Source organism: Chitinophaga fulva (assembly GCF_012927205.1).
GTDB lineage: Bacteria > Bacteroidota > Bacteroidia > Chitinophagales > Chitinophagaceae > Chitinophaga > Chitinophaga fulva.
Window position 1 is genome coordinate 98,394 of record NZ_JABBGC010000002.1, and the last position, 15,037, is coordinate 113,430.

Genomic DNA, 15,037 nt, shown 5'->3' on the forward strand with positions numbered 1-15,037 from the left:
TAATTTTTAACCTATGTCAAACCCAACACGTTTGTTTTTCAGGGCCATCATTATGTTATTGTCCATACAGCTGTTATGGAACGTTCCATTGAACGCCCAGGTTTCCTGGCCGGCCAATCAGGTCTTACCTTCTTTTCCTGCACCGGCACAAACGCAGGATTTAATTATGCTGCGTGAAACCACCTCCCGCTGGGAAGCGGAAGGCCCGGCGCTCAGCCATAAAACCGGGCGGTTGGAAACAGACGGGTGGCTGTGTCAAACCGGCATTGACGCTCCCAATCAGCATATGATTTACGGGCCATATGATAACAGTTTGCCGGCAGGACCTAATATCGCGGAGTTCCGGATGAAGATCGATAACAACACTGTCAATAACGATCCGGTGGTAGATATTGACGTCAGGAACGCTACCACAGGCCAGGTGCTTGCCTCGCAAACAATTACCCGGCAGCAGTTTCCTATCGCGTCCAACTATACGAATTTTACGTTGCCTTTTACCATTCCGGCAGACAATCAATCGATAGAACTACGTATATACTGGCGGGGATCTGCCTACATAAAAGCGGACTGGGTGGGTGTTCAGCAGAACAGCTCTTCTGCCGAAATGTATTTGTTCGCTTCATTGAAAGGTATTGTTAACAGAACGCAGCCGCGTATTTTCTCTTATGAAGGCGATGCTTTTGCAGAAGGGCCATATACCTGGCTGCAATCCCTGGGTTTGAACTGGTCGGAGCCTGCCGACAAGTGGAGCCTGATCACCAAATACCGCAGCGAGATATCCGGGCTGATCGTATATGATCCGGCACAGATACATACGGTCAACCTGGCAACGGTGCTCGCTAAAGACCGGCGGGCATTGGTCGTATCGCCATTATTGCTGTCCCGGTTAACTGCTGCACCTTATAATATCCCCGTCGTGATGGATTTACGCGGACAATTTACCAGCAAGCTGCAAGTGTACCAGGCATTGTATAATACCTATTGGCCTAACCTCGACCATCGTTTGTTGATCGGGCTGAATCCTGAAGTACATAAAGCCGCGCTGCGTGAATATGCCGCAGCACTGGGCGCCGCGGTGATATGGCTGGACCCCGCCGTGCCAGCGGAGAGTACGTTGCTGAACAGTTTCCTGGGCGCCATGCCGGCGGGCGCCAACTTTATGGGATGGTGGCCAGAAGAAGCCCCGGGCGTTGAACGCGCTTCTACCTATGGTATTCCTACTATTGCGAGTGACTGGTGCTCTAACCTGACGCTGCACAGTGGTACCTCCAGAACGATCAACGTAAAACCGATGCCGCCTAAACCGCCGCTGCAAAATAAACTCTATGTCGCCTTCATCCTGAGCGATGGAGATAATCTGCAGTACATAGAGCATCTGATGCGCAAGCTCTGGAGCAATCCGGACCGCGGCTCGGTGCCTATCGGATGGACATTGTCGCCCGCCATGGTGGATGCTATGCCCGGTGCGCTCAACTACCTGTGGCAAACTTCTACCAATAATGATAACCTGATATCCGGTCCTTCCGGTTACGGCTATACGTACCCCAACAGCTGGTCTGATCAGCAGCTGCTGAACCAGTTTGTAGCCAAAACGGAATCGTATAATCAGCGTGCAGGCTTCCGGGTGGTGACCATTTGGAATACCATCACCGGTGGTATCAGTCAGAATACCGGACAAACTTTTGCACAAAAAGCCCCGTCACTATTGGGAATGACGGGGCAGAACACCGGCGGCGGACTGACGATTTACAATAACAGCCTGCCCGGAATGGCACTTTCCTGTAATTATTGTACCAATGAACAGGCGATGAAAGATCATATCGCTGCTGCCGCTGCCGGTTGGAACAGGAACAATCCCCGCTTTATCATTATACAGGCGCAACCCTGGCAGAATGTAACGCCCACCAGTTTTAAGAACGTCGCTAATTCGCTGAATGCAGATTATGTGCTGGTGCGGCCGGACCATATTTTCCAGTTGATCCGGGAGGCAAATGGTCTGCCTGTTGGGGCAGCGGGGAGCAGCAAGAACGCTCATGCGGCGCCGGTGCAGCACTTCAGGCATTAGTAACAGCAACGGGTATACGTATAATAGATCAGTTGGAAGTTACCTTCAGCGAAGACACTTTATCATTAAAGTTGTTGTTCTTCAGGCAGCTGCCGTCGGTGGTCAATACCAGCGAATCGCCGGTGAAATTGTCACCGTCATACAGGGTCACTTTCAGGCCTGCGGGAATTTTGAGGGAAGATGCGTCATTATTGACGCCGCCTTTGGCCGTGATGTCCGCTGCGGTATAGGAGCCGATACCGAAAGCAGCGGACCAGCCGGCGTAACTGCAATTCTGGTACAGGGTTGCCGACAGGTTGTTGCCACTGCCGCCAGGTGCCGCCTCTGCATAGGATGAGGCAATTTTGATAGCATGTACATAGTTGGTGATGTCAGCAGGATCGCCGCCGTACACGCCGAATTTCGGATCGCAATAGTCAGCATCGAGGGTGCGGGCGGGGTATCGTTGTGTACCGTTGACCAGCGTTTGTTTGATGCCGTTATACCAGAATTCGATGAACCCGATGCTGGCGTCCCTGGATACCTTAATGTGCAGCACCATCGCATTCCAGGTGTTGCGGGAGAGGGGCGTAACCCATACTTCCGTACCTATCTTGCCAGGTGCGTAATGCATCAGGTGAAGGTTGCCGGAGCTGTTGGTGCTGACTACGATAGGAAAGTTCTGCGTCATGGGGAGGGTGGAGCCATACGCTTTCCACTGGAACACGGCGTTGGTGTTCTGGGTGGCAGGGATGTCCAGTTTCGATCTCCATCCGATATAGATGTCGTCGCCTTCCGCAGCCTGGTAGTTTTTAGCGCCGTGGCCTTCGGTGCGGTGGCTGCCGGCAGGTTTGTAGAACTTCCATACCTGTCCGTAAACAGGGTCTGTGTCTACCGTGATAGTGCCCGAACCTTCAACGTTGAGCACTTTCCACACGTTGGAGGGGCCTAATGCAGCGTCGCCGTCAAATAGGAGAGACTGTACACCTACTGTGGCAACAGTGCTGCTGTGGGTGGCGATGGCGGTTTTACCATCAGGGCCGTTCATGTTTTTGGTACAATGTGTAAGGGTGAACAGGGCGCTGCTGGCCAATAAGAGGGTGGCAATTGCCGGAGGTGTTTTCATAACAGTAGTTTATAAGGGTTATTGAGAGATAACCAATATAATGCATCGGTAATCATAAAACAGATAGCTTCTTCGCAAAAACAGGTATTGGATTCGTATTCCGATAACTACTTTTGTTGAAATTTAATCACCTTGATATACTTTTCGTTCAGATGATCAAAATCATTGTCAACTGTAAGTAGTTTGGCCTTGGCTACGAGGGCAGTAGCTGCAATCCAAATGTCGTTTTTCCCCATGGTAATGGAGGATTTGCCTAGAGGATGTCCCGGCAACTTTCCTTTACTATAAGCATCGATGGTTGAGTAGGCATCTAAAAGATTTGAATCGCTGGAGTTAATGTCAATAATAATAATTCTATTGATTAATTTTTGGATTTCCTGTTTTCTCTTTGTTACCCAGTTTTTTTGTTGAGCGAAAGATAATATCTCTCCATATGTAACAACAGAAATCATCGGTATGCAATCTGCTGCAGTTAATTTTTCCTGGGCTTCAATTTCTTTATATAAATCGCTTTGCCGGGCATAGTGCACGAGTATGCCTGTATCCAATAGATATCTTTTCATTAGTCAAGAGCCTTTAATATTTCATCAATATCTTCTTCTCCCGGCCATTGGCCAACAATTTCATTAAGGTGGTTGCTGTTTTTAAGTTGTCTTTGTTGTCGCAAGATCTGTTGTTCAACAGTTTCTTTCTTCGAAGTTCTGGAGAAATATTTATCGGCCTCCGATGGCTCAAATATTTTTTCGATATAAATAAAAGACAAGTCCCCATTAGGCTGATAGTGTGCCTTGCCTGATATGGTCAGGTTTTTCCCCCAATACTTTGAAATCTCCTGTGGTTCAAGCATATCGCTTAATATTCCATTGACTGATCCATCAGCGGTTGCGATACTTATTCTTGATTTTGAATATTTCAGTTCGTCCACAATTCCGTTAATAATAATTTCCTGTGGTTCAGGAATACTTTCTTCTAATTTTTGAATTTTCTTAATATCGCTTCTTTTTAATTTTAGTTCCTGAATACTCCCTTGGTTAGAAATTGTTACTGATTCATCTTCTTCCAGAAAAATTTTCTCAAAGCTTTTGAGTTTCTTCAGTAGCCCTTTATCCAAATAATTTATCCCCTCTTTATAGTCGATGGCCTGTCTGAAAGATTCCATAACTAATGTCATAGGGGTTTGATCAGGCAGGACTTCAAGGATTCCAGGATTAAAAACGTCTCCTTGTTGTCCTGAGAGGGTATCTTTAAATGTTTCACATTCTAATTGTAAAACCGTTGACCCGGTCCTTAAATCAGCCAGGTGTATTTTAATCGCATTCGAAATTCGTTCATTTCTTCGGCCGCTTGCAAAACTTATTCCCGTTAATCTGATCCTCAAAGCACCGCTGGCAATATCTGTGATAGATTGAGCCAAATGGGCCAACCGATGGAGTTCTATTTTCCCATCATCTTCTTTTGCACCAGAAAGTTTAATTTCATATATCATGTGTGTATGATTAATATTAAACCTGAAACATGAGCAGTATATCCTAATTTACATAAAAAGTTTCAATTGAAACTTCCATCCTAATTATTTAAGTAATAGTTGTTTTATCTCCAATTTAATTAGTTTCCCGATCAAATGATGTTGTTATACTTGTTATTGTTGCTCCTCCGCACACTTCTTGCAATACCCCGATATCATCCCGTTAAAATCCGTGACCACATACCCTTCCGGCAACGGGATATGTACCTTGTGTTGTAAACACTCCACTGTTCCACATTTCCGGCATTTAAAATGAAAATGATTGTGCTGATGCTTATTGTTCGGTTTATCACAACCGGCGCAATAAGCAAAGTGCTGCTTGCCATCATCATCCATGACTTTATGGACCAGCCCATCCTCACAGAACCGGTTTAAAACCCGGTAGATCGTGGCCCGGTCAACTTTGGCTTCAAGTTCCGCCTGCAGTTGCTCATGGCTTAAAGCCCTGTCCGTGGCTTTCAGGACATTTAGTATGTCCGTCTGGGCCTGTGTATTCCTTCTTTTCATTTTTATTATTGCGACTTAGTTGCAATAATAAGATTTCTTACTATTATTGCAAAAAAAATCACTACCATGATCAGAGATATTCATGCATACGGCAAAGCACTGTCAGCGATCATCATAGCCGCCACGTTATACAGTTGTAACCAGGAAATGCCGAAGACGGGCGCACTCAAAAACGAAACAGCCAAACCGGAATATTTCCTGCTCCGCCCGGAACTGGAAAAAATGTACGGCTACACGCAGGCGGTAAGAGTAGGGAACATCGTGAAAGTAGGTGGCGTCATTAGCATTGATGATAAAGGCAATCCAATAGGGAAGGGAGATTATAGCCAACAAATGACGAATTGTTATGCCAGCCTGGAAAAAGTGCTGAAACACTATGGTTGTACTTTCGATGATGTTATCCTCGAAAACATTTATACCACTAGTATGGCTGAGCTTCAAAAGAACGCTGCTTACCGGCAGAAAATATATACCCATCATTTCCCGACGGGCAGCTGGATTGGCGTGAAAGAACTGGGTTTGCCCGATGCAATGATCGAAATAGAAATAGAAGCCTTGATTTCAAAAAAACAGTAACCACCATGAAAACGTTCTTCAAAGAATTATTTGAATATAATTATGGCGTCAATCAGCAATTATGGGATGTGCTGAATACCCATGCAGACCAGGTATCTGAAAAGGCGTTAAAGCTGTACTGTCATATACTCAACGGCCATCAGATCTGGAACAACCGGATGGAGGCGAAGGGCGCAGCTCTCGGAATCTGGGATGCACATACCTTGTTACAATGCAAGGATATCGATACAGCAAACTATGCACATTCGTTATCTATCATCGGGCAGTATGACCTGAATGACGCCATCCGGCACGCTAACATCAAAGGAAAACCTTTCAGCAAAAAAGTCTCTGAGATATTATTCCATATTATCAACCATTCTACCTATCACCGGGCACAGATAGCGACCGAATTCAGGCAGAGCGGACTGGACCCGGTGATGACTGATTTTATTTTCTTCGAAAGAGGATAGTGCTGATCAATCCCCCGTTGGCCGGAAACTGGGCGCACCCGCATTACTTTCTACCAACTCCTTCCGGTATTCCCTGGGAGATTTACCCTGATAGATCTTAAACTGCCTGTTGAAATAAGATATGTTATCAAACCCACAGGCATAGCATATTTCAGCGATGCCATGGTCTGTGCCGATCAATAATTTGGTGGCGTGACTGATCCGCGTCTCATTTACAAATTGCGAGAATGTTTTACTGGTCCTTCTTTTAAAGTAACGGCAAAACGCGGCCTCGTTCATGCAAGCCAGCGATGCGGCCGATTTACTGTCTACATGTGTATGGTAATTTTCCAGTACATACTTAAATATAGACTCCAGCTTCTTTGAATCTACATCCTTATAGTGTATCTTTCTGGGGTCATCTGTCAGTAGCAATACATTTTCACTGTTTTGTTGAGACAACCCATCCAGCAGCTGCAGCAATATGATCAGGTTTTTCATTTGCTGATTAGCCTGGAACTGAAAAAACATCGTACTGAGCACCGGTGGTATTTTTCTGAATTGAATGCCGCGTTCAGACAATTGCATAAGCTCTTTTATCTTCCTTAATTCCAGTTTATCAAAAAAATCCTTGCCAAGAAAGTCTTCTGTAAACTGTACAATGATGGCGTGGGCCACTTCTTCTCCGGTGCCGGCGGGCGTATTGTCGTTACAAAAACAATGGACCAGACCGGGACCAAACATGTAGATCTCTCCCGCGTTGAAGTTGATGACTTTGTTGCCCGCATATACTTTACCGGAACTTTTTACCATCAGAATTAACTCATGCCCATGATGAAAATGAAACGTGTTCGTGAAACGCGGCTGACAAAATTCCTTGATCACAAAGCTGGCATCTTCCGGGGTAGATATGTGTCGGTAGGCAACTTTCATAATTGGTGTTTTTAGTACACTATTTATTTTCTAACGAACGAAATCGGAATTAAGGTAAATATAGTATCAATATTTTGCAAATGCAGTACTTTTATTTCAACGGTAGTCTGAATATGTTTGTGAGACAATGATTCTTTTCCCGTTATGGACCCAACCAGTTGATGCACGACCAATGCCTTGCTATTAGCTGTTCTTAGAGGAGGAGCAGGTAACCAAAATTATTTTATCACTTATATACTACACGCGTTATGGAACTAGGGATACACAACTGGATGCGCTCCGAAACGATAGAGACCACTATCAAAAGGGTGGCCGCGCTCGGATATACCCGGCTGGAAATTGCCGGAAATCCTGAACAATATGATACAAAACACATCAACCAACTCATGAAGGACCATGGCCTGTCCTGCTGGGGGGCTGTAACGCTGATGCTGGGAGAACGCAACCTGTTGGCCAGGGATGAAGCACAGCGGGCGCGATCTGTACAATACGTGAAAGACGTGGTAAAGATGGTGAAGGAACTGGACGGCCATATGGTGTCTGTTGTACCGGGCACCGTGGGCAAAATTGTCCCCGATGGCAGACCGGAAGAAGAATGGAAATGGGCGGTGGACGCACTGAAGGAAATCTACGATTACAGCGAGGCTGCCGGCGTATTGCTGGGCATAGAACCCATCAACCGGTTTGAAACTTACTTCATCAACAGGGCTGAACAGGCGCTCGCCCTGGCGGCGGCGGTAGGACCCAATTGCGGCGTTTGCCTGGATACTTTCCACATGAATATTGAAGAGGCGGACATGTATGAATCCATCAGGAAAGCGAAAGGAAAACTGACCGGCTTTCACGTGGCAGACAACAACCGGATGGCGCCGGGCATGGGCCATCTCAATTGGGAGAAGATCGTTGCCACTTTGAAGGAGATAGGCTATGACGGCGTGCTTTCGGTGGAATTCTGTGCACCGCTGGACCGTACACCGGCCAATCCATATCCGGATTCCATTGATGAGGACCCGGAAAATCTTTCGCCTGAACAAGCGAAGTTTCTCGTGGACCACGGCAGTACTTCCGTCACAGAAGCGTTTTACACTATGCTGACCACCCGGTCATTTAATACTTTATCAAAACTTATTTAGAGAACTGATGAAAATAGCAAATGTAGAGGCATTTTGGTTGCGCTGTCCCGTTCCAAAAGAAAAACAACATACTTCAGATTATGGATTACTGGCCAATTTTGACATGACGCTGGTAGTGATCACAACAGAAGACGGTCTTCAGGGATTTGGTGAAGCCAAGGCAGCAGTGGGATCTTCAGGGGTATGCGCCTCGATTGTGAATTGTATCGAAAATGAACTGAAACCTGCTTTGATAGGGAAGCAGGTGAAAGACATCACCCGTCTCTGGGAGGAAATGTATAACGGCACACGTGACCATTACGCGTTGTCCAGGGGCCGGAAATTCCCCGTCCTCGGCAGGAGAGGGCTTACTGTTTCTGCCATGAGCGGTATTGACACCGCCTTATGGGACCTGAAAGGAAAAATGCTGAACGTTCCCGTAATGGACCTGCTGGGCGGCGCGTGCAGGGATAAAATGCCGGCCTATGCCAGCGGTGGCTGGGCAGATGCAGACAATATCGGCGCGCAACTGAATGGCTACGTGGATAAAGGTTTTGGTGGCGTTAAAATGCGTGTAGGCGTAATGGATAGGACCGTACAGAACAGCGTTGAAAGAGTAAAAGCCGCCAGGGCTGCCTTAGGGCCCGACATCAAACTAATGACCGACGCCCACGGCACCTTCAGCGTGCCGGAAGCCAAACAATTCTGCCGCGGTGTGCAGGACTGCAACCTCTACTGGTTTGAGGAACCCATCAGTCCTGATAACAGGAAAGGTACGGCGGAAGTAAGGGCATCCACCCATATTCCTATCGCGGCCGGCGAAAGTGAATACACCAGCTTTGATATCAATGAACTGCTGGACATACGCGCCATTGATGTGATACAACCGGATGCTGCCATCATCGGCGGTATCTCTGAAGCAGTACGGGTGGCGCACCTGGCGAGTGTGCACCAGCTGGAACTGGCGCCGCATTGCTGGGGATCTGCGTTCTCCTTTATGGCCGGACTGAATGTAGCTTTTGCATCACCCTCGGCTACGATCATTGAGTTCTCCCTCGGCGGAAACCCCATGATGTATGAACTGGTAAAGGAACAGATTACGGTTACAGACGGTCATCTTCCGGCGCCTACGGCACCGGGACTGGGAGTGAGCCCCGACTGGGATTTTGTACGGGATTTTAAACAAAAAGTATAGTGTAAATAAAGATATATGGCTAAAGCACTTAAAATTAACCACGTTACGCTGATCGTAGACAATCTGGAGAAAGCCGGGGCCTTCTATCAGCATGAATTGGGCTTAGCACCGCTTGCCGCCTTTAGGTTTGATTATCCGGTGATGTTCTTCAAATTTAATGACGAACAACAATTACATATCTCTGAATGGGAAGATAAAACATCCTTCCGTGGGCATATCTGTGTACAGGTAGATGACTTCAACAGCCTCTTCTTCCGCATGAAGGAACTGAACGTGATTGACATCCATCCCTGGGGCAAGGTGAGAAAACTACCTGACGGGGCCATGCAGATGTTTGTCCGCGACCCTTCCGGCAACCTGGTGGAAATTTCTTCCACGCCCGGTGCTGACATTGATCCGCGGATTTTTGCGGACGAGCTTTATGAAGAAGGATTGTATGTTTCCAACAGAAATGATTTCAGGGGATACCGGTCAGATGATGCTACTTTATATCACGACAGATGAGAAAAAACGTACTACTGCTCGAAACAATTGCAGATGAGGCATTGGCTGTCCTCCGGGAACACGTGAACGTATTCACGGGATACAACGATACCGATTTAAAAGAAACACTCGACAAGGAGGATGTCCATGCCATCATCACAAGAGGGAAGGGGCTGATCAATAAACCACTGATGGATGCCTGCCCGCATTTGCTGGTGGCTGCCAGGTGTGGCGTGGGACTGGACAACGTGGATGTTGCGGAAGCTACTGCCAGGAAGGTGATGGTCATCAATGCACCGGGCAGTAACGCTGCCACTATCGCAGAACATACGCTGGCGCTGATGCTAATGCTGATGCGCAACATGTACGAATCAGTGGCACAGGTAAAACAGGACAACTGGGCCTGGCGCAATCAATATGCGGGTGATGAGCTGAACGGCAAAACCCTCGGCATACTCGGCATGGGAAATATTGGAAAACGGGTAGCCCGGCTGGGAGAGGCTTTCGGGATGGAAGTGTGCTACTGGAGCAAGTCCGCCACCGATCTGCCTTATCAGTACCTGCCTATGGAAGCGGTGTTGCAACGTTCCGATGTGGTGAGCCTTCATCTCCCTTTCAACAATGAAACGAATGGAATTATCGGCGCTGCGCAGCTCGGGCTGATGAAAGCAGGCTCGCTGCTGATCAACACGGCAAGAGGCGCGTTGGTGGACCATAACGCATTACTGCTGGCATTAAACGAAAAGAGGATATCAGGTTATGCGGCGGACGTATTACCGGACGAACCGCCGGTGCAGTCGCAGGAACTGGTGCATCATCCGAAGGTCATTGTTACGCCGCATTCCGGCAGTCTTACCGCTACTACGTACAAGCATATATGTATGGTCACGATAAACAATGTGGTGGCTGCCCTTACAGGCAAAGGCCCTGATCCGAATAGTATATACAACCGGCACGCGCTTCAATAAAAAAAACGATCGTCAATAAAACGCTGTACAATGAAAAAAATTCTCCTTTGTTTATTGTTTATCGCCAGTACTGCTGGCGTACTCTCTGCCCAATCTTCCGGGAAGGTGAAAAAGCCGCTGGTGGTGTTTGTGACCGGAGATCATGAGTACAGCAGCGAGGAAACGATGCCGCTCATCGCCGCTGCGCTGGAGAAAAACTACGGCATGAAAACAATTGTGCTCAAGGCATCGCCTGATTATAACAGCGAAGAAAATATTCCCGGCCTGGAGGTCCTTAAACAGGCAGACCTGGCCGTTTTTTTTCTGCGCTGGCGCCTGCTGCCTGCTGACCAGCTGGCCTATATCGATGCTTACCTGAAAAGCGGGAAACCGGTGATGGGCTTCCGTACTACGACACATGCCTTCCATTTTCCAGAGGGTCATGCCAGCGAAAAATGGAATGCCTTCGGTGAATTCGCTTTAAATGCGCCTCCCGGCTGGGGCGGCGTTGCCAAACATACGCACTATGGACATGAAAGCAGCACGGATGTCAGTATCATCCCTGCACAGGCAAACAACCCGATACTGACAGGCGTTGCAAAGAATTTCCACGTCCGTTCCTGGCTGTACCGCGTATTACCGGATTATCCCGTGAAAGGCTCCACCTGGCTGCTCATGGGCAAGGCGGTCAACCCGGATAAAGAAGCGATCGAAAATCCCGTGGCCTGGACAGGCACGAACTCCTTCGGCGGCAAAGTTTTTATGACAACGATGGGCCATCCGGAAGATTTCAGGCAGGAGCCTTTCCAGCGGCTCGTGATCAACGCCATCCACGATGAACTGGGACTGAAAGTGCCCCGCAAATGGAAAGGCAAAATAGATATCCGCGTGCCCTACCGTGTGGCGAAATAAGTACTCAACGTTTACTGATTCCCGTTAAAATTTATTTTACGATGTCCAGACTATCTAAAATCGGTATGTATGTACCGCTTGTGCCCCTGGTATTGGCGATAATGATACTGGATGCCTGTAAGTCCGGCGGCCACGCTCCGCTTACGGTTTCCAATGGATCACATATCTCCCTGATTGGTAATAACCTGGGATCGAGAATGATCAACTATGATAATTTTGAGACGGAACTCTATGTCCGTTACCCGGAATATAACCTGTTCATCCGCAATATGTGCGACGGCGGTGAAACGCCCGGCTTCCGGCCTCATTCCGGCAGGAACTCCCCCTGGGCTTTTCCCGGCGCAGAGAAATTCCGCCCGGAACTGGCCAAACAGGTAGAGACCATGGACAACCACAGCCAGGGCCGTTTTGAAACACCAGACCAATGGCTGACCAGGCTCAAAACAGATGTGATCATTGCCTTTTTCGGTTACAGCGAATCATTTGAAGGAAAAACCGGTCTGGCTGATTACAAGGCAGAACTGGACGCCTTTATCAAATGGACGCTGAAACAAAAATACAACGGTACCGCAGCGCCGCAGCTGGCCCTAGTTTCACCGATCGCCTTTGAAGACCTCTCTGATAAATATGATCTGCCCAACGGTAAGAAAGAAAATGAAAACCTGGCGTTATACACCGAAGCCATGAGAGAGGTGGCAAAGGAGAATCATGTATTATTTGTAGACGCCTTTACACCCTCCCAAAAATGGTATGAGGAGACAAAGGAGCCATTGACCATCGACGGTTCCCAACTAAATGAAGAAGGGTATAAAAAGCTGGGAAGCCTGCTGGTAGACCAGATTTTCGGGAAAGCCACTCCGAAGGCAGATGCCAACAGGCAACTGGTGCACGACGCGGTGAAGGAAAAAAACTGGATGTGGCTCAACGATTATAAAATCCCCAATGGCGTGCATGTATTTGGCCGTCGCTACGATCCTTATGGGCCGGACAACTATCCCGCTGAAATAGAGAAGATCCGTGAAATGACGGCTATCAGGGACTCGGTGGTTTGGCTGGCAGCATCCAAAGGACAGAAAAAAGACATCGCTGTTGCGGATAAACACACCAAAGTGCTGCCACCGGTTAAAACCAACTACAATCCTGCTAAGAATGGCAGTCTCCGGTATCTCAGCGGAGAAGAGGCGGTCCACCAGCTGAAAGTGCCGCCAGGATACAAAGTAGAGCTTTTTGCCTCGGAAGAACAGTTTCCGGACCTGGCCAAACCCATGCAGATGTCGTTTGACAATAAAGGACGTTTATGGGTGGCCGTTATGCCGAGCTATCCGCACTATAAACCAGGAGATGCCAAGCCTAACGATAAAATCATTATCCTGGAAGATACCGACAACGATGGCAAGGCCGATAAACAAATCACTTTCGCCGATAGCCTGCATCTGCCCATCGGCTTTGAGATAGCGCCGGAAGGGGTGTATGTGGCCCAGGGCACAAATCTTAAGTTGTATGTAGATACCAATGGCGATGATAAGGCAGACAAAGCGGAAATCCTGCTCAGTGGCTTCGATGACCATGATACGCACCATAGCAGCCACGCCTTTACGGTAGACCCTTCCGGGGCGATCTATTCCGGGGAAGGCGTTTTCCTGCATACACATGTGGAAACATCCTATGGCACGGTACGCGCCACCAACGGCGGCTTTTACAGGTACGACCCGAAACGCCGTAAACTGGAACGTACGGCTCAACTGGAAATCCCTAATCCATGGGGTATTGCCTTCGATGACTGGGGCCAGCCATTCTTTGCGGAAACATCCAGCCCGGATGTACGCTGGATGCTCCCCGGCACCGTATTGCCCAGATATGGCCAGCACACGCACAAATCAATACAACTGGTAGAGGAGAAACATAAGGTACGGCCTACATCAGGCCTCGAATTTGTGTCCAGCCGCCATTTTCCGGATGAGGTGCAGGGAGATTTCCTGATCAACAATACCATCGGTTTCCTCGGTACTAAAGAACACACTTTACAGGATGATGGAACAGGCTATAAAAGCCATCACCGGATGGACCTGCTCGTGAGCGGTGATCCCAATTTCAGGCCGGTGGACCTGGAATTTGCGCCCGATGGCTCATTGTATGTCATCGATTGGCACAACATCCTGATCGGGCACATGCAACACAATGCACGCGATCCGTTACGGGACCACTCCCACGGAAGGATATATCGCATCACCTATCCATCAAGACCACTGGTGAAACCAGCCCACATAGCCGGGGCCAGCATTGAGGAACTGCTCGACAATCTCAAACTGCCGGAATACAGGACCCGTTACAGGACCCGCCGTGAACTGAGAGGACGCGATGTCTCCCAGGTACTCGCCAAATTAAAAACATGGGTGGCCAACCTGGATAAAAACGATCCTAAATATGATCATCATCTGCTCGAAGGGCTCTGGGTAAGCTGGGGTATGAATAAAGTAGACCAGGACCTTTTAAAACAGGTGCTGAAAGCGAAGGACTATCATGCCAGGGCAGCAGCGGTGCAGGTGGTGCGCTACACCGGGCATCAGGTGCCTGATCAGGCAGATTTGCTGATGCAGGCTGCCAGGGATGAAAACAGCCGTGTACGCCTGATGGCTATTGTGGCCGCTTCCTGGCTAGGCAAGGAAAAAGGGCTTCCCATTTTGGCAGAAGCAAAGAAAATGCCCCTGGACGAATGGATGGTCCATGCCTATGATGCAGCCGTTGCGCATTTAAAAGGAGAGAATGTAAAAGATGAAAACGAGGAGGGGAGCAACGTAAAACTGAAAGGCGCCGAACTGGCTTTGTTTAATCAGGGCAAACAGATCTATGCTATCGAAGGATATTGCAGAACGTGTCATCAGCCGGATGGAAAAGGGCTTCCTGATTCAGGCTTCCCTCCGCTTGCCAATTCACAATGGGTGACAGGCAGCGAGGAGCGGCTTATCAAACTGGTGATGAAAGGTATGCTGGGCCCGATAGAGGTGAACAATAAAAAGTACCCGGGCCAGGTGCCCATGACTCCTTTCGGCAACTTGTTGAAAGATGAGGAAATAGCAGCGGTACTGACATATGTCCGGAATAGTTTCGGGAACAGCGGAGCGGCTGTTACTCCGGAGAAAGTAAAACAGGTGAGGAAAAAAATAGAAAGCAAAAAAGACTTCTATTCTCCAGAACAATTGCTGAAAGAACACCCGATGGAAAAGAAATGATCCATGAACCTACTGA

14 protein-coding genes are annotated in these 15,037 nt (G+C 48.2%); 9 read left to right on the forward strand and 5 right to left on the reverse strand.

Going from position 1 to position 15,037, the window contains the following annotated elements; translation table 11 throughout:
- Positions 1-13 precede the first annotated feature (13 nt).
- The gene (locus tag HHL17_RS17120; protein WP_169226060.1) at positions 14-2,065 is read left to right on the forward strand and encodes a GxGYxYP domain-containing protein; all 2,052 of its coding nucleotides are present in this window, start codon (positions 14-16) and stop codon (positions 2,063-2,065) included.
- Between the two features lie 28 nt (positions 2,066-2,093).
- Here the strand turns inward: HHL17_RS17120 and HHL17_RS17125 are convergent, their stop codons facing one another.
- From HHL17_RS17125 to HHL17_RS17140, 4 genes are all read right to left on the reverse strand, one after another.
- Positions 2,094-3,170, reverse strand: a complete 1,077-nt coding sequence (locus HHL17_RS17125) for a heparin lyase I family protein (protein ID WP_169226061.1) — start codon at positions 3,168-3,170, stop codon at positions 2,094-2,096.
- A 107-nt stretch (positions 3,171-3,277) separates the two neighbouring features.
- The gene (locus HHL17_RS17130; protein ID WP_169226062.1) at positions 3,278-3,733 is read right to left on the reverse strand and encodes a type II toxin-antitoxin system VapC family toxin; all 456 of its coding nucleotides are present in this window, start codon (positions 3,731-3,733) and stop codon (positions 3,278-3,280) included.
- Positions 3,733-4,656: a hypothetical protein gene (locus HHL17_RS17135; RefSeq protein WP_169226063.1), complete on the reverse strand. Its 924-nt coding sequence runs from the start codon at positions 4,654-4,656 to the stop codon at positions 3,733-3,735. The genes HHL17_RS17130 and HHL17_RS17135 overlap by 1 nt, the downstream gene beginning before the upstream one ends.
- 153 nt (positions 4,657-4,809) lie before the next feature.
- Complete coding sequence (locus tag HHL17_RS17140; protein WP_169226064.1) at positions 4,810-5,202, reverse strand: Fur family transcriptional regulator; 393 nt, start codon at positions 5,200-5,202, stop codon at positions 4,810-4,812.
- Between the two features lie 66 nt (positions 5,203-5,268).
- Here HHL17_RS17140 and HHL17_RS17145 point away from each other — a divergent pair, with 66 nt between their 5' ends.
- Both HHL17_RS17145 and HHL17_RS17150 read left to right on the forward strand, forming a co-directional pair.
- Entirely contained in the window at positions 5,269-5,778 is a 510-nt protein-coding gene (locus HHL17_RS17145) for a RidA family protein (protein WP_169226065.1), read from the forward strand.
- Between the two features lie 5 nt (positions 5,779-5,783).
- Positions 5,784-6,230 carry a DinB family protein gene (locus tag HHL17_RS17150; protein ID WP_169226066.1) on the forward strand — a complete coding sequence of 149 codons (447 nt, stop codon included), beginning with the start codon at positions 5,784-5,786 and terminating at the stop codon, positions 6,228-6,230.
- Positions 6,231-6,236: 6 nt separating this feature from the next.
- On the opposite strand, the gene HHL17_RS17155 is transcribed toward HHL17_RS17150, so the two are convergent.
- Positions 6,237-7,142 (reverse strand): AraC family transcriptional regulator, encoded by a 906-nt coding sequence (locus HHL17_RS17155; RefSeq protein ID WP_169226067.1) that lies wholly within the window; start codon positions 7,140-7,142, stop codon positions 6,237-6,239.
- Positions 7,143-7,390: 248 nt separating this feature from the next.
- On the opposite strand from HHL17_RS17155, the gene HHL17_RS17160 reads away from it, so the two are divergent.
- Genes HHL17_RS17160 through HHL17_RS17185 form a run of 6 tightly spaced genes read left to right on the forward strand, consistent with a single transcriptional unit; the run spans position 7,391 to position 15,021 of the window.
- Positions 7,391-8,275: a sugar phosphate isomerase/epimerase family protein gene (locus HHL17_RS17160; RefSeq protein WP_169226068.1), complete on the forward strand. Its 885-nt coding sequence runs from the start codon at positions 7,391-7,393 to the stop codon at positions 8,273-8,275.
- Between the two features lie 7 nt (positions 8,276-8,282).
- Positions 8,283-9,449 (forward strand): mandelate racemase/muconate lactonizing enzyme family protein, encoded by a 1,167-nt coding sequence (locus HHL17_RS17165; RefSeq protein ID WP_169226069.1) that lies wholly within the window; start codon positions 8,283-8,285, stop codon positions 9,447-9,449.
- A 15-nt stretch (positions 9,450-9,464) separates the two neighbouring features.
- Entirely contained in the window at positions 9,465-9,953 is a 489-nt protein-coding gene (locus HHL17_RS17170) for a VOC family protein (protein ID WP_169226070.1), read from the forward strand.
- Positions 9,950-10,900 (forward strand): 2-hydroxyacid dehydrogenase, encoded by a 951-nt coding sequence (locus HHL17_RS17175; RefSeq protein WP_169226071.1) that lies wholly within the window; start codon positions 9,950-9,952, stop codon positions 10,898-10,900. The genes HHL17_RS17170 and HHL17_RS17175 overlap by 4 nt, the downstream gene beginning before the upstream one ends.
- 30 nt (positions 10,901-10,930) lie before the next feature.
- Positions 10,931-11,791: a ThuA domain-containing protein gene (locus HHL17_RS17180; RefSeq protein WP_169226072.1), complete on the forward strand. Its 861-nt coding sequence runs from the start codon at positions 10,931-10,933 to the stop codon at positions 11,789-11,791.
- A gap of 41 nt (positions 11,792-11,832) precedes the next feature.
- Positions 11,833-15,021, forward strand: coding sequence for a PVC-type heme-binding CxxCH protein (locus HHL17_RS17185; RefSeq protein ID WP_169226073.1), 3,189 nt, complete (start codon positions 11,833-11,835; stop codon positions 15,019-15,021).
- Positions 15,022-15,037 lie beyond the last annotated feature (16 nt).

Coding starts and splice junctions, on each gene's coding strand:
- HHL17_RS17120 (WP_169226060.1), top strand. CDS start 14: ATGTCAAACCCAACACGTTTGTTTTTCAGGGCCATCATTATGTTATTG.
- HHL17_RS17125 (WP_169226061.1), bottom strand. CDS start 3,170: ATGAAAACACCTCCGGCAATTGCCACCCTCTTATTGGCCAGCAGCGCC.
- HHL17_RS17130 (WP_169226062.1), bottom strand. CDS start 3,733: ATGAAAAGATATCTATTGGATACAGGCATACTCGTGCACTATGCCCGG.
- HHL17_RS17135 (WP_169226063.1), bottom strand. CDS start 4,656: ATGATATATGAAATTAAACTTTCTGGTGCAAAAGAAGATGATGGGAAA.
- HHL17_RS17140 (WP_169226064.1), bottom strand. CDS start 5,202: ATGAAAAGAAGGAATACACAGGCCCAGACGGACATACTAAATGTCCTG.
- HHL17_RS17145 (WP_169226065.1), top strand. CDS start 5,269: ATGATCAGAGATATTCATGCATACGGCAAAGCACTGTCAGCGATCATC.
- HHL17_RS17150 (WP_169226066.1), top strand. CDS start 5,784: ATGAAAACGTTCTTCAAAGAATTATTTGAATATAATTATGGCGTCAAT.
- HHL17_RS17155 (WP_169226067.1), bottom strand. CDS start 7,142: ATGAAAGTTGCCTACCGACACATATCTACCCCGGAAGATGCCAGCTTT.
- HHL17_RS17160 (WP_169226068.1), top strand. CDS start 7,391: ATGGAACTAGGGATACACAACTGGATGCGCTCCGAAACGATAGAGACC.
- HHL17_RS17165 (WP_169226069.1), top strand. CDS start 8,283: ATGAAAATAGCAAATGTAGAGGCATTTTGGTTGCGCTGTCCCGTTCCA.
- HHL17_RS17170 (WP_169226070.1), top strand. CDS start 9,465: ATGGCTAAAGCACTTAAAATTAACCACGTTACGCTGATCGTAGACAAT.
- HHL17_RS17175 (WP_169226071.1), top strand. CDS start 9,950: ATGAGAAAAAACGTACTACTGCTCGAAACAATTGCAGATGAGGCATTG.
- HHL17_RS17180 (WP_169226072.1), top strand. CDS start 10,931: ATGAAAAAAATTCTCCTTTGTTTATTGTTTATCGCCAGTACTGCTGGC.
- HHL17_RS17185 (WP_169226073.1), top strand. CDS start 11,833: ATGTCCAGACTATCTAAAATCGGTATGTATGTACCGCTTGTGCCCCTG.